This is a genomic window from Citrifermentans bremense R1 (genome assembly GCF_000426865.1).
In the GTDB taxonomy this organism is placed as follows: Bacteria; Desulfobacterota; Desulfuromonadia; order Geobacterales; family Geobacteraceae; genus Geomonas; species Geomonas bremensis.
In genome coordinates, this window is record NZ_AUGE01000013.1 from 63,098 (window position 1) to 82,119 (window position 19,022).

Sequence of the window (19,022 nt, forward strand, 5' to 3'; positions counted from 1 at the left end):
TTCGTTTTTTCGGGAGGCGGAAGTTGCTGATATTCCTGGCAGGATTCGCCTGCTGTTCGCTGCTCCCGGCAGCATCGGAGGTCGAATTTGTGCGGTATCGCCGGAATAGTTGCTGGGGCGGGTAAAGCGGCACCGGACCTGGAGCGGATCGTCGCCATGATCTCGCCGTTGCGTTATCGCGGCCCGGACGAGTCGGGTGTCTACCTGGACCGCCGCGCCGCGCTGGGACACCTGCGCCTGAGCATTATCGGCATAGACGGGGGGGGGCAGCCCATCGGCAACGAAACGGGCAAGCTCTGGATCGTCTACAACGGCGAAGCATACAATTACCTGGAACTTCGGGAAGAGCTGGAGGCGAAAGGGCACCGCTTCACCACCCGGACCGATACCGAAGTGCTGCTGCACCTTTACGAAGAGTACGGCGCCGATTTCCTGTCCAGGATCAACGGCCAGTTCGCGCTCGCCATATGGGACAGCGGGAAAGAGGAACTCTTCCTCGCCAGGGACCGGGTCGGCATCAGGCCTCTTTACTACGGTTGGTCTCGCGAAGGGAGCTTCTTGTTCGCCTCCGAGGTGAAAGCCATTTTGGCGGTAGACGGTAGCCGGGAGCTGGACCTCGAGGCTCTTGGCCAGCTCTTCGTCTTCTGGACCACGCTGCCGGGAAGGACATTCTTCCGGGGGATTCAGGAAGTTCCCCCCGGGCATTACCTTGTCGTCGGCAAAGGTGAGTCGGTGCCGCGTCCCTATTGGCGCATCCCGTTCCATGCTCCCGAGGAGTGCTGCGCCTTCGGGCTTGCGGAGACGGCTGAAGCGCTGCGGGAGCTTCTCAGCGACGCGGTGTGCCTCAGGCTGCGTTCAGACGTCCCGGTGGGGGCGTATCTAAGCGGCGGGCTCGATTCTTCCGTGATCACAACGCTCATTCAGCGCCATTGCGACAGCCATCTGAAGACCTTCTCGCTTGCCTTCCAGGACGGCGTTTTTGACGAGAGCGCCGCGCAGCGGGAGATGGTGCGTTTCCTGGGGAGCGACAACCGGCAGGTGCTGGTGGAAAACGGCGACATCCGCCGCTTTTTTCCGGAGACGGTATGGCACTGTGAAAAGCCGATGCTGCGGACCTCGCCGGTGCCTATGTTTCTGCTGTCGAGGCTGGTGCGTGAGGAGGGTTACAAGGTGGTGCTCTCCGGCGAGGGGGCGGACGAGATACTCGGGGGGTACAACATCTTCAAGGAAGCGAAGATCCGACAGTACTGGGCGAAATGCCCGGACTCTTCCCGGCGCCCGTTGCTTTTGGAGAGGCTTTACCCTTACATCTTCAGGAACCCCGGGCGCGGCCGTAGCTTCCTGCAGGGGTTTTTCGCTGTGTCGCGGGAGCAGATGCACGACCCGTTTTTTTCCCATGCGGTGCGTTGGCATGCCGGTGAGCGCAACCTCGCGTTCTTGGCGCCGGACTGTCTGGCCGCCCTGTCGCAATACCGGCCCATGGAGGAACTGGGCCGGTGGCTCCCGGACAATTTCCTTCACCGTGACCTTTTGTCCCGGGCCCAGGTGCTGGAGATGGAGATCTTTCTCTCCAACTTCCTTCTCTCCTCGCAAGGAGACCGGGTCGCCATGGCCCATTCGGTCGAGATGCGTCACCCCTTTCTGGATTACCGGGTGGTGGATTTCGCTTTCCGTCTTCCGGCCAAATGGAAGGTGCGGGGCCTGAATGAGAAGTTCCTGCTAAGGCATGCCTTCCGGGGAATGTTGCCAGAGGGAATCGCCAGCAGGGCAAAGCACCCGTACCGGGCCCCGATCAGCGAGCTCTTCCAGGGCGAGGTTCCTCTCGATTACGTGGACGAGTTGCTGTCGCAGCAGAGCCTGAAGCAAAGCGGGTATTTCAATGCCGAAAAGATCGGCCGCCTCTACTTGAAGGTCAAGGGTGCGCAACCCGGCGCCATCGGCGAATTCGAGAACATGGCGCTCATCGGCGCACTTTCAACCGAGATACTGCACCGGCAGTTCATCGCCGGGTTTCCCTTGCGGCGGAGCTCCGTGCTGCAACCGGACTTGGTACGGTACGGGAGCCTCTGAAAAAGGAGTCTGGTATGGAGCCCGCGGTACACAACCTCTTAGAAAACAGCGCAAGAATTCGCCCCGACAAGGTCGCACTGGTGCAGGGGGACCTGCGCATCACCTACCGCCAGGCGAACATCCGTGCCAACCGAGTTGCCGGCTGGCTCATAGATGAAGGTGTACTTCCCGGCGAGCGAGTGGTGATGCTGCTTAAAAACGGCATCGAGTACCTGGCGGGTTATTACGGGATTCTCAAGGCAGGGGCAGTCGCGGTGCCGCTCAACTGCGATCTGCGGGTTGATGCGCTTCGTGAGCTCCTGGCCGACCTGCACCCCGTAGCCGTGATCTGCGGCAGTGAAGGCGAACAACTCTTGAATGGGATCGACAGCGACCTCTTCGGGATTCGCCTCCTGCTGATCAAGGACGCGAGCGGCTCCCGTACACCCCGAGGCGCCAGGGTGTTTGCCTGGGACGAGGTAGTGACCGACGCCGATCTTCCCGATCACGGCCTAGCCACCAACGCCTCCGCCCTCGCCGGGATCATCTACACCTCCGGGTCGACTGGCGCCCCGAAAGGGGTCATGCTCTCCCACCGCAACATCGTGAGCAACACCTGCTCCATCATCCAGTACCTCGGGTTGAACGAGAACGACGTCCAGATGGTGGTGCTCCCCTTTTTCTACGTGATGGGGAAATCGCTTCTGAACACGCACGTGGCGGTGGGCGGAACCGTGGTCGTCAACAACGAGTTCGCCTACAGCGCGCCGGTGATAAGGCAGATGGCGCAGGAGGGAGTCACCGGCTTTTCGGGGGTCCCTTCCACCTACGCTTACCTGTTGCACCGGTCGCCATTGGCGGCTTTCCGGGACAAGCTTCCGGCGCTGCGCTACTGCACCCAGGCCGGAGGGCACATGGCGCGTGAGATCAAGCAGAGGCTTATGGAGGTGCTCCCGCCGCACACAAGGCTCTACATCATGTACGGCGCCACCGAGGCGGCTGCCCGGCTCACCTATGTCGAGCCGGAAATGCTTGTCGAGAAAATTGATTCTATCGGCAGGGCTATTCCAGGAGTAACCGTTCGGGTTCTGGACGAGAAGGGGGAAGAAGTCGCCGAGGGGGAGATCGGCGAACTGGTGGCCTCCGGGGCGAACATCATGCTGGGGTACTGGAGGGACGAGATTGCCACCGGGAAGGTTCTTGACGCCAACGGCTACCACACCGGCGACATGGGGTACCGCGACGGGGACGGCTACCTCTACGTGACCGGCAGAAAGGACCATCTGCTCAAGGTGGGAGGGCACCGCCTCGACCCCCAGGAGATAGAGGACGCGCTGATGGCGACGGGGGAGCTCCTTGAGGTGGCGGTACTGGGTGTGGACGACCACCTGTTGGGGAAAAAACTCGTGGCGATCGCGGTGTCGCTCCAGGAAAACCCAAGCGACAAGGTGCTCCTCTCCCGCTGTCTGTCCAGGCTCCCACGGCACAAGATCCCTTCCGAGATCAGGTTCGTCGCAGCGCTCCCCAAATACGCCAGCGGCAAGATTGACCGCGCCGCCTGTTTAGAGGCGTCACCCCTGGCCGACCCAAGTTGTAACGGCCGCCAGGGAGACTGAAAAAGGGTGAAAAGGGTGACATATGAAAAGTGGGGAGTTTTCCAAAGAAGTGCTCCGTCTGGACCCGAAACGGGAAGTGGAGCGTATTTGCGGCAGGGTGAGAGAGCTGATGCTGACCCAGGTAAAGCGGCGCGGGTTGGTGGTGGCGCTTTCGGGAGGGATCGACAGCAGCGTTACTGCGGCCCTGGCGGTGCGGGCGATCGGTAAGGAGCGGGTGATCGGACTCGAGATGCCCGAGCGGTACTCGTCCGGCGAGAGCCAGAGGCTAAGCGGCAAGCTGGCCGCCTCCCTCGGCATCGAGACGGTCTTCGAGGAGATCTCTGCAGCCCTGGAAGCGGTGGGGTGCTATCGCAAGTACGATGAGGCGGTCAGGATGGTCGTCCCCGGCTATGGGGAGGGGTGGAAGTCCAAGATCGTTATCTCCAACAACATGGAGCATCCCGGCTTTACCTCCTTTTACCTGGTGGCCCAGGACGGGGCCCAGGGCACCACCCGGGTCCGCCTCCCCTTCAAGCCCTACTTGCAGATTGTTGCCGCCACCAATTTCAAACAGCGCATCCGCAAGATGCTGGAGTACTACCACGCCGATCGGCTCAACTTCGCCGTGGCCGGCACTCCCAACCGTTTGGAATACGACCAGGGCTTTTTCGTGAAACTGGGGGACGGCGCGGCCGACATCAAGCCGATCGCGCACCTGTACAAGTCGCAGGTGTACCAGTTGGCCGAATACCTGGGGGTGCCTGCGGAGATCCGCCGTAGAAAGCCCACCACGGACACCTATTCCCTGGCGCAAGGGCAGGATGAGTTCTACTTCTCGCTTCCCTACCCGGAGATGGATCTCTGCCTTTTCGCCAAAAACAATGGAGTCGCGCCTGAAAGCGTGGCGGCAGCCCTCGGGCTCACCCCAGAGCAGGTCCGGCTGGTATTCCAGGACATTGAAGTAAAAAGGAGCAGCACCCGGTACCTGCACCTGCCTCCCTTGCTGGTGGAGGCAGTCGACTGGCAGTGAGGCCGGCATATTGAGACCAAAAAGGAGACGCACATGAGCCTGCAAGAAGAAATCAGAAGCTTCATCGTCGACAATTTCCTCTTCGGGGACGCCGGAACGCTTAATAACGACAGCTCCTTCATCAAAGAAGGGATCGTGGATTCCACCGGCATACTGCAGCTGGTGGCGTTCATTCAGGAACAGTACAGGGTGGTTGTGGAGGACGAGGAACTTATCCCGGAGAATCTCGATTCGGTGAGCAAGGTGGCGGCTTTCATCGAGAACAAGATGAAGATGGCGGCTTTGGTGGGCGAGGAGCTCGAGGTGGCGGTAGGCGGCGCCGACGGCGCGGTCTGAGCGGGAGCGGACGATGGTCAGGAAAACGCTGCAAAGAATACTGGGCAAAATGGCCATGGTGGCCCCAGGGGGGTTCTCCCTGAGGCCATGGCTGCATAGAATGCGCGGCGTCCAGATCGGCAAAAACGTCTGGATCAGCCAGTTGGTTTACATCGACGAGATCCACCCCGAGCAGATAACCATCGGGGATAACGTCACCATCGGCCTTAGGTGCACCATTTTCGCTCATTTCTACCTGGGCGAGCGGTCGCTGGACACCGGGACGGGGAGGGTGGTGATCGAGCAAGACGCCTTTATCGGCCCCAACTGCACTATCCTCAACGGCGTCACCATCGGAGCTGGATCGGTGGTCGTAGCGGGGAGCGTGGTGACCAAGTCGGTCCCCCCGGGGGTCCTCTTCGGACACACCCCCGCGGCGCCGCTGGCGCGCATCACCCATCCTCTCACCAGCGACGGGCGGGTGGACTACGACCGGTTCGTCTTCGGCCTCAAAAAGCTCTAGTCCCGGAAGGTTCTCCTCAACAGGTAGGCCAGAAGCGCTATCGCCAGTAGGGCCGCTACGGCGACCCCCCCCATGACCCTCCGCCTTACCTGCTCTTCATCAATGAGCTGCAGTTCCCTGTCCAGTTTGGAAAGCTCCGCGTTGATCCTCCCCGATTCCGACTTCACCCGCGCCGTGTTCACTTCGTGAAAGAGGGAGTGGAAACTGTTGCGGACCGAGAAGAGCTCCTTGCCAAGCCTTTCGATGTCCACCCCGATGGAGCGGTATCCGCCGAGCCTAAGCTCGATACCCTGGATGTGCGCCTCGGTCTGTTGCATGGCCTCCCTGATGATCCTCGCCCTCTCGAAGCTGTGGCAGCGGCTGCAGCTCTTCTCGTTGATAAGCGTGAGCGAGGCCTTGAGCACTTCATGGTTGCCATGGCAGGTGACGCAGGTGGGACCTCCCTTGCCCAGAGCCCTGCCATGGGCGCTGGAGAGGTAATCCTTGAGCACGCCGGGATGGCAGCGACCGCAAAAGTCGGGGATGGCTCCCTCCTTCGGCGCTCCCAGGAAACCCTTGGCGGGGGTCATGGCTGTGGGGGCGTCCTTCGGATCGCCGCCGTGGCAGCTGTTGCAGGAAATGCCGTTTTGGGCATGGACGCTCTTTTGCCAGAGGTTCACCGGCGCGCCCAGCCGGTCCGGGAGGGAAGCGTGGCACTGCAGGCAGGCGCTCTCCGGCGCCTCCGCGCTCCAGGCGGAGGAGGCGAGGACGAGGGCCAGGGGAATCAGGATGAGGAGGCTTGTTAAATTTCGGGTCATGACAGGTGCCCCCATACGGAAAGAGCGATCCAGAGCAGGATTCCACCGGCCACCAGCGACAGGAAAAGCGGGCGCTTCAGGGGGTGCCGTTCCGGTGAGCGATCGGCAAAGGGGAGCAGGGCCAAAAAGGTCATGGCCGCTCCCTGCACGGTGAGCCCCAGAAGCTCGTTGGGGAAGATCTTCAGGGTCTGGTAGTTGGCCAGGAAGTACCACTCAGGCTTGATGTGCGCCGGAGTCTTGAAAGGGTCCGCCGGTACGAAGGCGTCCGGGGTGAACGGCATCGAGGGCCAGAAAAAGACAACGCCCAGGAAAATGGCCAGGTAGATGCAGATCGAGGTGGTGTCCTCCAGCATGTAGTTGGGGAAAAAGGGGATGCCGCCCGGGTGGCTTTGGTAGCGGTAGCGCTCGGCCTGCCAAGGCGTTTTGGTGTCGCTTCTGCCAAAGGGCGGGGCCGAGATGCCGGTGCGCTTCAGGAGGAAGATATGCACCACGATCACCACGCCGATCACCAGCGGCAGGAAGGCTACGTGCAGCGCGAAGAAACGCCCCAGGGTCGCGGGCCCGACCAGCTTCCCGCCGCGCAGGAATTCCACCATGCCGGGACCCGCCACCGGAAGAGCGCTCACCGAGTTGGTGGCGACGGTGGTGGCCCAGAAGGAGAGCTGGCTCCAGGGGGCGAGATAGCCGGTGAGTGAGATCCCCTGCACCAGGGAGAAGAGCAGGAAACCGCTGAGCCAGTTCAGTTCCCGGGGGCTCTTGTAGCTTCCCATCACCAGGGTGGAGAGCATGTGCAAGATGAGCGCGGCGATCATGGTGTTGGACCCGACCGCATGGCAGAGCCGGATCAGCCAGCCGAAGGGGACCTCGTTCATGATGAAATTGACGCTTTTGAAGGCCTTCTCCGCGTCCGGCACGTAGTAGACCAGGAGCAGCATCCCGGTCACCACCTGGATGGCGAAGGCGACCATGAGTACGCTTCCCAGGGAATACCAAGCGTTTATGTTGCGGGGGAGCAGGTAGCCCGTGAGCTCCTTATCCGCGATCTCGCCGATGCCTACCCGCAGGTCGACCCAACGGTACAGACGTTTAAACAAAGACATTGCACCTCCATGTGCGGCAAAGGACTACCCTATGGTGATGTTCCCGCCGCTGACCGTCACCGGGATTTTCGCCAGCGGCCTGGGAGGGGGGCCGCCGAGAACGGTTCCGTCGGTGGCGAACTGCCCGCCATGGCAGGGGCAGAGGAAGTGCTGCTGCTCCTTTACCCACTGCACGATGCAGCCTAGGTGGGTGCAGATCGCGGAAAGGGCGATCATTTCCCCCCCCTTGGTTTTTACCAGTACCGCGGAAGATCCGCCGTACTCGAAGAACTTTGCCTCACCCTCCTGCAGATCCGAGGCGGAGATGACCAGCTTCTGCAGCCCGGTCGCGCCGGACCTGGGAGCCAGAAACCGAAAGACCGGGTAGCCTGCGGCAACTGCTGCCGCCGCCGCTGTCCCGGCCAGACATACCCCGAGAAACTTCCTCCTGCCGTCACTATCCATGCACCCTCCCCCGGTCGGCCTTTTCTGGCCCGGCTCAAGTATAATGACTGCCCCTGCCATTTCAAGTGCGTAATGTTCATGAAAATGGCTTTTGCCACAGTCTCACCTCCGGCTTTGATCCCTTGAAGTCGCCCTACGCGCGGGTTACAGGGGATGGAAGGGCTCGATGTTCCTAATGAAAATGAATCGGATGCTTCTCGGTGGCAGGGGGAAGTGCGGGATTGTGCTTTACCGGGTGCCGGAATTTAGGTATTCTTTCGCGGCTCGCGCCGCCGGACGCCCGGTGTCGACAAGCGACGCGAAAGAAAAAGGAGAGAGCATGGAAACCTATTACGCCCCCAAGGATCTCGGGAATTTCGCCGAAATAGGAAAGGACGCGCCGGAACTGGCCGGGAAGTTCTTCGCCTACTACAACGAGGTCTTCGCCGAGGGGGAGCTGACCGAACGGGAGAAGGCGTTGATAGCGCTCGCCGTGGCCCACACCGTCCAGTGCCCTTACTGTATTGACGCCTACACCCGAGCCTGCCTGGAAAAGGGGTCCCATCTGGGCGAGATGACCGAGGCCGTCCATGTGGCGACCGCCATCAGGGGGGGAGCATCCCTGGTGCATGCGGTGCAGATGCGCAAGATCGCCGAGAAGCTCTCGCTGTAGAGGAGAGGGATGCCGATGGCTGCAAATCCGTTGGGAGGAGGAAGCTTTGGCGAGGCGCTGGCGAGGCACGGCCTGCAGTTGACCCGGGAGGAGACCCGCGTGCTGCAGGTGAACGTGGGGCTTGCCTGCGACCTGAGCTGCCGCCACTGCCATCTGGAGGCGGGGCCGCAGCGGGTCGAGATGATGGACCGAGACACCATGGACGCGGTGATCGACTGCGCCCGCCGCTTCCGGTTCCAAAGCATTGACCTGACCGGCGGAGCTCCTGAGCTGGTCCCGGACCTCGACCGCCTGGTCCGCTCGCTCGCCCCGCTTACCAACCGGCTCATGGTCCGGACCAACCTGGTGGCGCTGAACAGCGGAGAGGGATCAGCCTTGTGCGAGCTCTACCGCGAACTGGGGGTGGGATTGGTGGCTTCCCTGCCGGCCAGCAATGCCGCGCAGACCGAGGCGCAGCGCGGTGAGGGGGTATGGGGGCGGAGCGTCGAGGCCCTGAAGAGGCTGAACTCGCTGGGCTACGGGATGCCGGAGAGCCCTCTTAGGCTCGACCTGGTCTCGAACCCTTCCGGGGCCTTTCTTCCTCCCCCCCAGCAGCAGGCCGAGCAGAAGTTCAGAAGCGATCTCTCCCGCAGGCACGGCATCAGCTTCAACTCCCTGTACACCTTCGCCAACGTGCCGCTGGGGCGCTTCCGCTCTTTTCTTGAGCGTTCGGGGAACCTCGACGGATACCTGGCGCAGCTGACCGACGGTTTCAACCCGTGCAGCGTCGCCGGGCTCATGTGCCGCTACCAGCTCTCCGTTGACTGGCGCGGCAGGCTTTATGATTGCGATTTCCATCTGGCGCAGGGGGTGTGGTACGGGGGGGAGGAGACCCATATCTCGACGCTCGCCGAGCTGCCGGCGCCGGGGACTACGATTCCGACCGCCGACCACTGTTTCGCCTGCACCGTAGGCGCCGGCTTCACCTGAGGGGGGAGTATCGTGGCCTAGTTAGGCCGCTTCCCCGGCTCCTTGGATAATAGCGACGGCTTCCTGGCCGGCCGGAACCGTTTTCCCCGGTACTTTTCCCGCTCTTCCCAGTAGCGCCGGTACTCCTGGTTCCTGAGTTCCCTCATCGTGGCCAAGTCGTATTTCACCAGCTGCGCGGGAACCTCCCCCTTCCGGACCATTCCCCAGGGGCCGTCGTAGGAGCTGGAGCGGTACCAGCTCCCTTGGCGCCACAGGTAGTACCCCTGGGGGAGGTAGAACAGGTCCTGCGGCACCCCCACCGCGACCCCGACCCCCAGCCGCTCAGGAAACAGGAATTCCGGCGCGGGCTTTACCGCCGGCTTCACCGGCTGCGGCTGCTTTACCCCATTTGCATCCCTGCGGCCGTTTGCCTGCGGCTCCGGCTGGCGGGGCTCGGTGTAGCGCCTGTGGTATTCCTCGTACATCTGGTAAGGGTAGTAGGTATAGAAGGCCCCCCGGGACGGGCCGCTGCTGGAGAGAACCAGCAAGGCGGCGACTGTTGCCGCGCTTCCGTGTCTGTTCATAGGCACCCCCGCTCTTACGAAACCTCCTCAGGATGTGAGACATCCGAGGTTGACGCTCCTCTCTGCTTCCAACTAAATCCGGCGAACCATTTTTCACGATAAGTTAAAAAGCACTAATTGATTCTCTTGGGCCGGGGTTAAAAGTCAAGCGCGATTTTTCATTGGGAAGATGGCTGGCTTCTGATATATAGTGTCTGCTTCCTGCATTCAGGCGGAAGATCCTGCAGTAACAAGGGGTTGAAGGGGGACACGGTGGCAGGCAAACCATGGGTGGACAAGGATCAATGCATAAGCTGCGGTATCTGCATCGGCAACCTGCCGCAGGTATTCCGCTTCGACTCGCACGGCAAGTCTGAGTGCTACGACCCGGAAGGAGCCGACACCGAGACCATCCAGTCCCAGGCCGTGGAGCTCTGCCCGGTCTCCTGCATCGTGTGGCTGGAATGACGGGGAACACCATCAAGAGAACCGACCTTGCCCGGGGTACGGCGCTCGTTGCCTGCGTCATAGGCATCAGCCTTTTGCATTACCTCACCCCGCTGCGGCTTGCCATGCTGCACGATATCTTCCAGCGCCTCTACTACATCCCCATCATCCTCGCCGCCTACTGGTTCGGCTTTCGCGGCGGCATCGGCTGCGCCCTGCTGGTCACCTTCTGTTACGCCCCGCACATCCTGTTCCAGTGGGGGGGGCACATCGCCATGGAAATGGAGAAGTACCTCGAGGTGATCCTCTACAACGTGGTTGGGGGGATCACCGGGATGCTCTCGCAGCAGGAACGGGCCCGCAGGGAGCAGCTTGAGGAGACGGCGAAGGGGCTGGAAGATTCCTACCGGCAGTTGAGGACCCAGTCCGAACTCATCATCAGGATTGAGGAGCAGTTGCGCCGGGCGGAGCGCCTGTCGGCTCTTGGTGAGCTTTCCGCCATCCTGGCCCACGAGATACGCAACCCGCTGGCCTCGATACGCGGTACCGCCGAGATCCTCAGGGAGGATGGGGCGGCCGCCAACCGCGACGAGTTCCTGGGGATACTGGTGAAGGAATCTGACCGCCTGAACCACGTGGTGGAGGATTTCCTGCGCATGGCGCGCCCCGAGCCGGCGATCAAGAAAGAGTGCGACATCAACTACGAGCTTGCCAACATGGTCACGCTCCTCTCCGCCCAGGCCCGAGGCGAGGAGGTGGAACTGCGGTTTACCCCGGGGGAGGTCCCGACGCTTTCCGCCGATCCGGAAAAGCTGCGCCAAGCTTTCATGAACGTCATCCTCAACGGGATCCAGGCTTCCGCTCCGGGGGGGCGGGTCCTGGTGACGACGAGCTACGACCGCCAAAGCCGCAGCATTGAGATCCGCTTCAGCGACAACGGCCCCGGCATCGCCCCCGAGGCTATCGGGAAGATCTTCGAACCCTTCTTCACCACCAAGGGAAGCGGCACAGGCCTCGGGCTCTCCATCACCAAAAAGATACTGGAAGGACATGGCGGGACGCTGGAAGTGGAGAGCACGCCGGGCGAGGGGGCCTGCTTTCGGGCTAGGCTGCCGGCGGAAACCTGAGTGGCGGCTGTGGAAAATTCTACGGCAGTTGCCGGATATTCTACAGACTGCGCCGTCAGCTGCCGGCGCTCCCGCTACCGCCGCCAATGATACCTTGTAGTTGTCACCGCACCTAGGGGTGGCACGCTCCTTGTACTTGCCTTGACCGTTCACTGTGGTCACGCACCCTCTCGGGTGCCCGGGCAATGGAGCAATCGCATGAAAAACATAAAGTTCACTGCCGTCAACTGCTCGCTGGTTGTTGCCGTGGTGGTCATCCTCGTGGTCTCGGCCTTTTACGTGCGGGTTGGCGCAACTGCCGACCAGGTGGTGGTGCTGCGCACCTCCGGGATGACCTGCAGCAGTTGCGTCAGCAAGATAACCAAGGCGCTGCAGTCCCAGCGCGGAGTGGCCGCCACCGAGGTCGATTTGGCCGGCGGGGTGGTCCTTGCCGGTTATGATTCCAAGCAGGTGGCGCCCGACAGTTTGGCACGGACCGTCGCCGCAGCGGGGTTCAAATCCGAGGTCGCACAGGTGCTTACCCCTCAACAGTTCAAGTCGATTGTGGGGCGGGACCTGGGGGGGCAGGCCTCTGGAGGCTGCTGTGGCCGGCGCGGTTGCGGCAGCGCGCAGTGATCCGCCGGTAGCTACCTTTGGTAGAGCCTTGCTAGAGTGCTTCAGCCCAAAAGCCCCGGCTCGACGGGGCGAAAAGGAGTAATTCATGGTTTGTAAATGCAGAAAAGGCCTCAAGTCCCTCTTGCTCGTAACCCTGTTGCTGCTCATGGCGGCCACGGTTGCCTTCGCCTTCAACCTCCCCGGAATGGGGAAATACGACAAGGTGAAGCCGGTAAACGGCAGCGTAACCATCCCAGTGTCCAAGGTAAGCGACGGCAAGGCGCATTTTTTCAAGATCGTAGAAGGAGGGAAGGAGATCAACTTCTTCGTAGTGAAGGGGAGCGACGGAATACTCCACACAGCCTTTGACGCCTGCGACGTCTGCTATCGCGAGAAAAAAGGGTATGAGCAACTGGGGGACAAGATGGTCTGCAAGAACTGCGGCATGAAGTTCGCGTCCGCACGCATCGGCGCGGCCAGCAGCGGCGGTTGCAACCCATCCCACCTCCCGGCGAAGATCGACGCGGCCAACGTCAGCATCACGGTTGACGACCTCAAGGCCGGGGGGCGCTTCTTCTAAGCCTTCCACATGCTGGGCAATTGCCCCCCCCGCTGCGGCCACCGCCGGTCGGGGGGAGCAATTGCCTCCCCACCCGCCACCCTTTCCCCTCCTTTGCGCCGTCGGCACCAGTTCGAGGCATTTCTTGACACCCGTCCTTCCAGCGGTGTATTAAACATAGGCGAGCAGCATCAGGGGAGAATCGATGACCAAGGACAAAGACGAACGCAAGAGGTCTCACCTCAAGCTCGTAGTGAACAACCAGGAGATCCGGAGCGGCAGGCCTTCCGCTGCCGAGCAGGAATTCGTGCCGCTGGAGGAACTGATCGCCAACCGTGACCTGTTCCGGCCCGCTTTCTACCGCGGTATGGGGAGACTGCAGACCAAGGGATACCAGACACTGGAGCGTTTCTTGGCCGGAAGGGGTGCGCCCTACGGGATCGATCCCATCCACGGCAAGGTACTGGTGCTTCCCGCCGGCAACGTTTCCCCCGAATCGCTGGAGTTCGGTTCGCCGCAGGACGAACTGCTGCTCAGCATCTCAGAGGATGCAGGCGGATCCGGCCTTTGCTTTTCACTGGAAATGATCCTCCCTTACTTCAGTGAGGACGACGCGGTCATGGAAGAGGCGCTTTTGTTCGCGCCAGTCCTGCAGTACGGCGCGCTGTTCCTAGAGGAAAACCCCCACGACGGCATGCTGGACCTGATCTACCGGCTGGCCGTTCCGCTGTTCCCCCCCCTTCTCACCACTCGCCTCGCCGAGAGGATGTTCTCCATATTCTCCTTTGAACTGAAGGAAACCTTCCTGGCGCTTTCCGACTACCCGGAGGGATAACGCACAGCCCTCCTCGCCTCGCACGTCCATCCACACCCCTCGCCATGTTTCCGCCAGAACGGTGGAAGATCTCTTTCCGTATCCAGTCGGGGGGAGTACCTTCACCTTGCGTGTATGTTCTCCATCTTCTCCTTCTGACTTAAGGGCACCTTCCTCGCCCTTTCCTAATGGCCGGGGGAGTGATTTCACTTCGGCTGTTCTAGTTCTGCTCACCCCTCCTGTTCGAATTTTTACTTCGTTAAACCGGTGCTTTCCGTTGAATGTTCGGCCAAGTGTTCAATTATTGATGTACTGCCACTCACGGGGCTTGGCACGCCACCGACGGTAAATCAGGCGGTTATGCTGAGGCTTGTCTTGGCACGCCCGTTGCTGAACTTCAGAGCATGCCACACCAAGTGAAATTCGAGTTGGAGGTAACCATGAAAGGACTGTGCAGGCTCTTCCTAGCGATGTTTCTTGTATTGACTTCTATTCAACCGGTTGTGGCTGATTTCGATACTGCCTTGAACGCCTTCCGTCAGCAACGCTATGCCGAGGCAGCCGCAGAATTCAAAAAGTGTGATAGCGCGAAAGCCAACTTTTACCTTAGTCTTATGTACGGAATGGGGTGGGGGGTAGCACAAAATAAAGAAGAGTCGGTGGGCTTTTTACGCCGTGCAAAAAAGTTGGAACTGTTGGAGACGAACCAGTTAGCCTTAGTGGCTAGCGATAAATGAAAGGAAGGCTTCTTCGGTTATCGGGTCATCTATATGCCGCTCCGCGTTCGAGGGGCGGTTAAAGAGGCCGTTTGAGGGACTCGACCGGTGGCTGCACCGGAATGGGAAGATGGCGGGGGGGAATCCCGCCTCCTACCCGATCAGTATCCCAACGCAGTTCCTGCCCTGCCTGCATCCAGACTTCAACATCTTCCCTACGGAACCGTCCCTTTACCTCATCGGGACACTACGGATTCAGTAAGCTCTCATCATTAAAAACCCTAATAACAAACTCAGTAAATGGTTGCACTCTGTTAAGATATTTTATTGTTAATGTTTTAAAATTAATTTATAAAATTCCAAATGTTTTTTGACACCTAAGTGCGGCTATGGTATAGGCTGACTAGATTTTTTTATCTTGGGTGCATCAACGTTACAGTTAGTAAGTGACGTAGTGGTATAGTGGAACTCCTGTTTCAAGTATCCCGACAGGGTGAAACTGTTCGCCTAAAAATGAACAAATATCGATGATATGCAAAGGAGTGACATCATGTCCGTCAGGCGTCTTCACTTGGGGCTTGTTTTTGGCACTTTTGCTTTGCCTGTGCTAGTGGTCGCTGGATGCAACCAGGATACTACATCGTCTGCCGGACCGGCTGACGGTCAATCTGCAACCACGTTAGGCAAAGTGACCACCAGGGTGGCCACAAGCGCTGAAGTGAGCGCCCTCCCCGCCCGAGGAAAACAAAAGCTTTCCGCTCCTCCCGCCGTAGCTGTTTTCGGGATGATCTACATCGATGCCAACACAGGCAAGGAATACATCTTTGATGGCAATTCCTGGGTTCCACACGACAATACCGTGGATAGTTTCTATGCCGCGCGCAAGGCGGAAAGCGCTGCAAAGACTGGTGCGAAAACGGCGGCATCCATGGTCCAGTCTGACGTTTACACCGATGGAGACCCTGCCGCCACCCCTTCCGGTGCCCACGGAGGTCCCGGCTCGACTCCTGCTGGACATTACGCCTATGGGTGCGTGGTCTGCCACAAGGTTGGCGGGCGTGTATCCTTTTTAAAAACTGGTCCGGCATATGCGTCTGGGCTCGCGGCTCCAACCTACAACACTACCACTCAGACCTGCTCCAATGTGGCATGTCACGTCGTGAGCGGCTCATACAGTTACTATATCTACGACTGGGGGCTCGACACCACGGTCCTGACAACGGTTACCTACGGCAGTTCGACCCCCCGCCCCACGGCGTCGTGGTTCTCCACCGGGGCTGCCGGATGCACCGCCTGCCACGACGATCCGCCCCGCAACGGTTCCACCGGAAGCAACGTCTGGCATAGCGGTAACCATGGCGGCCAGGGGCCGACCGGTGAGCGCAACCAATGCCAGTTCTGCCACCCTGATGCTTCCAGCCCCGGAAACGGCATCGGTGATACCATTACCAACAAGGCTTTGCACGCAAACGGGACGGCCAATGTGTCTGCAGTCTTCACATCTGCCTGCTACGGCTGCCATTGAGATTGCTTTGATCACAACAACTGCCGTGGATCTGTAGTAGGACCTGCTTGGAGTGCAATGAGGGGCGATCCCTCGACGTGGCAGCCGTATCCTGCAGAATTCTCTGCAAAAGGAGGACTCATGTCTGGGAGATGTGTAAACCTAAAGAGCCTGGATTTTAGCCGGTATGCATTTGCGTTGGTGCTGTCACTGGTGTCCGGCTGCGGCGATGTCTCCACTGTTACCCAGGAGGCGCCCCAAACCGGCGCATCTGAAGGTAAACAGACGATATCTGCGGCCTCCACCGTGGATGTCAGTAAGCTTCCAGTGCAAGCGCGGCAGAGACTTTCTGCCCCCCCCCCGGTTGCTGTGTTCGGCATGACCTATTTCGATACCACCATCGGGAAGGAGTTCATCTACGACGGCAGGATGTGGGTGCCGCATGACAGCACCGTCGAAAGCTATTACGTGAAGAAAGGCACTACCCTGTCTAAGACTGCTGCCCTGATGACGCAGGATGAAGTCTGTGCGGACGGGGATCCTTCATGTACCCCAACCGGTGCCCACGGCGCGCCAGGCATGGCAGTAGCTGGTCATTACACATTTGACTGCTCTGTGTGCCACAAGGTCGGCGGCCGGCTTGTCTTCGATAAAAATGGGCCTGCCTATGCGGCGGGCAAGCCTGCTCCAACTTTTGACGCCAGCGCTAAGACCTGCCTCAACGTGGCATGCCACAACATATCCGGTACCTTCAGCTACTACACCTATGACTGGGCTATGGATGCTATGGTTCTCCGCACCTTGACCTACGGCGGCGGGGTGCCGCGAGCCACGCCCTCCTGGTACTCGATCGGTCCCGCCGGTTGCACAGCCTGCCACGACGATCCTCCTCGTAATGGCTCCAATGGGAGCAATGTCTGGCACAGCGGCAACCATGCCAACCAAGGGCCAACAGGAGAGGCTAACCAGTGCCAGTTCTGCCACCCGGACGCGTCCAGTCCGGGCAACGGTATCGGTGACACCATCACCAACCCCAGCCTCCATGCGAACGGTTCGGTCCAGGTGCAGGCAACCTTCAAATCGTGGTGCTTCGGCTGTCATTAGAAACTCACGCCGTCCCGTCTTGAAATAAAGAAGGGCAGCCTTTTCCGGGCTGCCCTTCTTAGGTTGTTAACCTACTAATCCAGAAAGTTGCTTGCTGGTGTCTTTTAGGTTGTACTGAAAAATTATGAAATGTGCTATTGGCAAGCGGCCCATGTGTACGGAGGAAGCTCCGCTGCTGGGGATGCTCCGTGAACTGGGGCCGGCACGTAAACACCTCATTTTTTGCTAGAGATTGAAATGAACAAAAGACTATCTAGTGCTCTGTTTATTAATTTAGTACCGGTTGTGGTCATTGTTATTGTGACTATGGGAGCCTATTGCAGTATTTTAAGTCATAGTTTCCAGATCTTCTGGGACGACGCAATGTACATAACGTTGAACGATGCCGCAAAAGGTCTTTCACTCGATCACCTTATAAAGGCATTCGCCACCAATTATGCTGGCAACTTTGCTCCTGTACACATAATATCTTACATGCTGGATTATACAATATGGGGAGCTGATCCAAAAGGATTCCTGCTGAGCAATATCATCCTACACACATTGAATGGAATTCTCCTATACCGTCTACTTTCAATTCTTGACTGGTCTAGGCCGGCGACCCTATTCTCAGTCATGATTTTTTTACTGCATCCGGTACAGGTAGAATCTGTTGCCTGGATCTCCGAACGGAAGAACCTGCTAGCAATGTTTTTCTCGCTGCTGTCCTTTATCAGTTATGTTATTCACATAAAGACAGGCTCAGGTGGAAGACAAAAATTTTATGTGGCTAGTTTTGTTTTTTTTACTTTAGCGCTACTTAGCAAGTCTGTGGCTGTTGTGGTCCCTTGTATTTTCATCCTGTATGATGTCTGTATGATTAAACGGGTGTCGTGGCGCCAACTTCTACTCGGCAAGGTTCCTTTTCTTGTTGCTGCTGCGGCGATGGCAATTATTACAATTGAGTTTCAGGCGCATGGCGATGTTCCTGGTGCGGGAGGGGGAAGAACAGCGTACCACGGAGGCTCCCCCTTAGCCACCGGCCTCACAATGCTCACCGTGCTGCCAAGATACCTGAAGCTGTTGTTTTGGCCGACCAACTTGAGTGCCATCTACGATCCAGCAATAAGAGTCCGATTAGATGCAGCGGTACTGCTAGGCGGAGTCCTTTGCGGGCTTCTTATAGTTTTAGGCGTCTTACTTTATATCCGCTCCCGCCAATATTTTTTCTGGTACGCTGTTTTCTTTGTCGGGCTCCTGCCCGTGTCCCAGATCGTCCCACTCGCTACTTTGATGAATGACAGGTATTTATACTTTCCAATGTTAGGCGCAGCGCCGCTGTTAGGCAATTTAATAATGTACAAATTGCCCAATAAAACCGCGGCTTCCATCGCACTAGCCATTACTACCATGCTGCTCTTGTTTACAACCTCGAGAACTGCAATTTGGCAAAATGACCTTACCCTGTGGTCAGATACAGTGAAAAAGGCTCCAAACCACCCTGTAGCACTGTACGGCGAGGCTCAGGCACATCAGAACATTGGCGACTTGGATGCCGCACTGCCACTATACCTGAAGGTGCTGGAAATAGCTCCACACCATGCTGACACCTTGCTCCACTTAGCTTCATTGTACAGGTTAAAGAACCTTCCTGCTCAAGGACGGCCCTATCTTCTCCAACTTACACTGTACTATCCAGACTTCGCGCAAGGATTCCTCGATCTAGGGGTAAACTATTACTTAACAGACGAACTGGGGGAATCAAAGAAAAACCTTGAAAGGACGCTTGTCTTGCAGCCAAACTCAGTCCAAGCGTTGAAACACCTTGGGATTATATCTTTAAGAACTAGGGAGCTAGATGCTGCGACACGGTATCTTAAGCTTGCATTGTCGCTAACTCCCAGCGATACCGATATAGCTTATAATCTAGCGTGCGTGGAGGCACAGTTGAATAACTCAGAAGAAGCTGTCCGCTATCTCAACTATGCTATTGCCAGTGGGTTTGCCAATCAAAATATCATAAAGACAGACAAGGACCTTGATCCTATACGCTCATCTCCAGGTTTCCAGCGACTGGTGACCTCGTTTAAGAAAGTGAACTAGTTGAGGCCACGCCAATTGCAAAGGAAAGTACTTAGGTTACTGACCTAACGGAACTTTTA

General features: G+C 58.7%; 20 protein-coding genes. 16 read left to right on the forward strand and 4 right to left on the reverse strand.

Features of this window, described 5'->3' with window-relative positions:
* Positions 1-87 precede the first annotated feature (87 nt).
* From asnB to K419_RS0109920, 5 genes are read left to right on the forward strand one after another with little or no spacing between them, the layout of a single operon-like run.
* Positions 88-2,070 carry an asparagine synthase (glutamine-hydrolyzing) gene (gene asnB / locus K419_RS0109900; RefSeq protein WP_026841446.1) on the forward strand — a complete coding sequence of 661 codons (1,983 nt, stop codon included), beginning with the start codon at positions 88-90 and terminating at the stop codon, positions 2,068-2,070.
* 14 nt (positions 2,071-2,084) lie between these two features.
* Entirely contained in the window at positions 2,085-3,665 is a 1,581-nt protein-coding gene (locus K419_RS0109905; protein ID WP_026841447.1) for a class I adenylate-forming enzyme family protein, read from the forward strand.
* A 22-nt stretch (positions 3,666-3,687) separates the two neighbouring features.
* Positions 3,688-4,674 carry an NAD(+) synthase gene (gene nadE / locus K419_RS0109910; RefSeq protein ID WP_026841448.1) on the forward strand — a complete coding sequence of 329 codons (987 nt, stop codon included), beginning with the start codon at positions 3,688-3,690 and terminating at the stop codon, positions 4,672-4,674.
* A 33-nt stretch (positions 4,675-4,707) separates the two neighbouring features.
* On the forward strand, positions 4,708-5,010 hold the full coding sequence (locus K419_RS0109915; protein WP_026841449.1) for an acyl carrier protein: 303 nt from the start codon (positions 4,708-4,710) through the stop codon (positions 5,008-5,010).
* Between the two features lie 13 nt (positions 5,011-5,023).
* Positions 5,024-5,512: an acyltransferase gene (locus K419_RS0109920; protein WP_026841450.1), complete on the forward strand. Its 489-nt coding sequence runs from the start codon at positions 5,024-5,026 to the stop codon at positions 5,510-5,512.
* Here K419_RS0109920 and K419_RS0109925 read toward each other — a convergent pair.
* From K419_RS0109925 to K419_RS0109935, 3 genes are read right to left on the reverse strand one after another with little or no spacing between them, the layout of a single operon-like run.
* Positions 5,509-6,309 (reverse strand): cytochrome c3 family protein, encoded by an 801-nt coding sequence (locus K419_RS0109925; protein ID WP_026841451.1) that lies wholly within the window; start codon positions 6,307-6,309, stop codon positions 5,509-5,511. The genes K419_RS0109920 and K419_RS0109925 overlap by 4 nt on opposite strands.
* Positions 6,306-7,409 (reverse strand): cytochrome b, encoded by a 1,104-nt coding sequence (locus K419_RS0109930; RefSeq protein ID WP_026841452.1) that lies wholly within the window; start codon positions 7,407-7,409, stop codon positions 6,306-6,308. Before K419_RS0109930 ends, K419_RS0109925 begins: the two co-directional genes overlap by 4 nt.
* A 24-nt stretch (positions 7,410-7,433) precedes the next feature.
* A complete protein-coding gene (locus tag K419_RS0109935) occupies positions 7,434-7,853 on the reverse strand; it encodes a QcrA and Rieske domain-containing protein (protein WP_026841453.1) in 420 nt (139 codons plus the stop codon).
* A 319-nt stretch (positions 7,854-8,172) separates the two neighbouring features.
* On the opposite strand from K419_RS0109935, the gene K419_RS0109940 reads away from it, so the two are divergent.
* Both K419_RS0109940 and arsS read left to right on the forward strand, forming a co-directional pair.
* Positions 8,173-8,505 carry an arsenosugar biosynthesis-associated peroxidase-like protein gene (locus K419_RS0109940; protein ID WP_026841454.1) on the forward strand — a complete coding sequence of 111 codons (333 nt, stop codon included), beginning with the start codon at positions 8,173-8,175 and terminating at the stop codon, positions 8,503-8,505.
* 9 nt (positions 8,506-8,514) lie between these two features.
* Complete coding sequence (gene arsS, locus K419_RS0109945) at positions 8,515-9,474, forward strand: arsenosugar biosynthesis radical SAM (seleno)protein ArsS (protein WP_026841455.1); 960 nt, start codon at positions 8,515-8,517, stop codon at positions 9,472-9,474.
* A gap of 17 nt (positions 9,475-9,491) precedes the next feature.
* Here the strand turns inward: arsS and K419_RS0109950 are convergent, their stop codons facing one another.
* On the reverse strand, positions 9,492-10,037 hold the full coding sequence (locus tag K419_RS0109950; protein ID WP_026841456.1) for a YXWGXW repeat-containing protein: 546 nt from the start codon (positions 10,035-10,037) through the stop codon (positions 9,492-9,494).
* Positions 10,038-10,289: 252 nt separating this feature from the next.
* Here K419_RS0109950 and K419_RS0109955 point away from each other — a divergent pair, with 252 nt between their 5' ends.
* The 9 genes from K419_RS0109955 (at position 10,290) to K419_RS0109995 (ending at position 18,963) form a co-directional block, all read left to right on the forward strand.
* Positions 10,290-10,484 carry a ferredoxin gene (locus K419_RS0109955; protein WP_026841457.1) on the forward strand — a complete coding sequence of 65 codons (195 nt, stop codon included), beginning with the start codon at positions 10,290-10,292 and terminating at the stop codon, positions 10,482-10,484.
* The gene (locus tag K419_RS0109960) at positions 10,481-11,590 is read left to right on the forward strand and encodes a two-component system sensor histidine kinase NtrB (protein ID WP_035497118.1); all 1,110 of its coding nucleotides are present in this window, start codon (positions 10,481-10,483) and stop codon (positions 11,588-11,590) included. The genes K419_RS0109955 and K419_RS0109960 overlap by 4 nt, the downstream gene beginning before the upstream one ends.
* 198 nt (positions 11,591-11,788) lie before the next feature.
* Positions 11,789-12,205: a heavy-metal-associated domain-containing protein gene (locus tag K419_RS0109965; protein WP_026841459.1), complete on the forward strand. Its 417-nt coding sequence runs from the start codon at positions 11,789-11,791 to the stop codon at positions 12,203-12,205.
* Between the two features lie 85 nt (positions 12,206-12,290).
* Complete coding sequence (locus K419_RS0109970) at positions 12,291-12,764, forward strand: DUF2318 domain-containing protein (protein ID WP_026841460.1); 474 nt, start codon at positions 12,291-12,293, stop codon at positions 12,762-12,764.
* A gap of 184 nt (positions 12,765-12,948) precedes the next feature.
* Entirely contained in the window at positions 12,949-13,578 is a 630-nt protein-coding gene (locus K419_RS0109975; RefSeq protein ID WP_026841461.1) for a hypothetical protein, read from the forward strand.
* Between the two features lie 419 nt (positions 13,579-13,997).
* Entirely contained in the window at positions 13,998-14,294 is a 297-nt protein-coding gene (locus K419_RS0109980) for a hypothetical protein (RefSeq protein ID WP_026841462.1), read from the forward strand.
* A 1,138-nt stretch (positions 14,295-15,432) separates the two neighbouring features.
* Positions 15,433-15,798 carry a hypothetical protein gene (locus K419_RS24110; RefSeq protein ID WP_226377673.1) on the forward strand — a complete coding sequence of 122 codons (366 nt, stop codon included), beginning with the start codon at positions 15,433-15,435 and terminating at the stop codon, positions 15,796-15,798.
* 120 nt (positions 15,799-15,918) lie between these two features.
* Positions 15,919-16,881, forward strand: a complete 963-nt coding sequence (locus K419_RS0109990; protein ID WP_026841464.1) for a CxxxxCH/CxxCH domain-containing protein — start codon at positions 15,919-15,921, stop codon at positions 16,879-16,881.
* A gap of 237 nt (positions 16,882-17,118) precedes the next feature.
* A complete protein-coding gene (locus K419_RS0109995; protein WP_026841465.1) occupies positions 17,119-18,963 on the forward strand; it encodes a tetratricopeptide repeat protein in 1,845 nt (614 codons plus the stop codon).
* Positions 18,964-19,022 lie beyond the last annotated feature (59 nt).

Coding starts and splice junctions, on each gene's coding strand:
- K419_RS0109905 (WP_026841447.1), top strand. CDS start 2,085: ATGGAGCCCGCGGTACACAACCTCTTAGAAAACAGCGCAAGAATTCGC.
- arsS (WP_026841455.1), top strand. CDS start 8,515: ATGCCGATGGCTGCAAATCCGTTGGGAGGAGGAAGCTTTGGCGAGGCG.
- K419_RS0109965 (WP_026841459.1), top strand. CDS start 11,789: ATGAAAAACATAAAGTTCACTGCCGTCAACTGCTCGCTGGTTGTTGCC.
- K419_RS0109915 (WP_026841449.1), top strand. CDS start 4,708: ATGAGCCTGCAAGAAGAAATCAGAAGCTTCATCGTCGACAATTTCCTC.
- K419_RS0109970 (WP_026841460.1), top strand. CDS start 12,291: ATGGTTTGTAAATGCAGAAAAGGCCTCAAGTCCCTCTTGCTCGTAACC.
- K419_RS0109995 (WP_026841465.1), top strand. CDS start 17,119: ATGAACAAAAGACTATCTAGTGCTCTGTTTATTAATTTAGTACCGGTT.
- K419_RS0109940 (WP_026841454.1), top strand. CDS start 8,173: ATGGAAACCTATTACGCCCCCAAGGATCTCGGGAATTTCGCCGAAATA.
- K419_RS0109930 (WP_026841452.1), bottom strand. CDS start 7,409: ATGTCTTTGTTTAAACGTCTGTACCGTTGGGTCGACCTGCGGGTAGGC.
- nadE (WP_026841448.1), top strand. CDS start 3,688: ATGAAAAGTGGGGAGTTTTCCAAAGAAGTGCTCCGTCTGGACCCGAAA.
- K419_RS0109980 (WP_026841462.1), top strand. CDS start 13,998: ATGAAAGGACTGTGCAGGCTCTTCCTAGCGATGTTTCTTGTATTGACT.
- K419_RS0109975 (WP_026841461.1), top strand. CDS start 12,949: ATGACCAAGGACAAAGACGAACGCAAGAGGTCTCACCTCAAGCTCGTA.
- K419_RS0109925 (WP_026841451.1), bottom strand. CDS start 6,309: ATGACCCGAAATTTAACAAGCCTCCTCATCCTGATTCCCCTGGCCCTC.
- K419_RS0109990 (WP_026841464.1), top strand. CDS start 15,919: ATGTCTGGGAGATGTGTAAACCTAAAGAGCCTGGATTTTAGCCGGTAT.
- K419_RS0109960 (WP_035497118.1), top strand. CDS start 10,481: ATGACGGGGAACACCATCAAGAGAACCGACCTTGCCCGGGGTACGGCG.
- K419_RS0109950 (WP_026841456.1), bottom strand. CDS start 10,037: ATGAACAGACACGGAAGCGCGGCAACAGTCGCCGCCTTGCTGGTTCTC.
- K419_RS0109920 (WP_026841450.1), top strand. CDS start 5,024: ATGGTCAGGAAAACGCTGCAAAGAATACTGGGCAAAATGGCCATGGTG.
- K419_RS0109935 (WP_026841453.1), bottom strand. CDS start 7,853: ATGGATAGTGACGGCAGGAGGAAGTTTCTCGGGGTATGTCTGGCCGGG.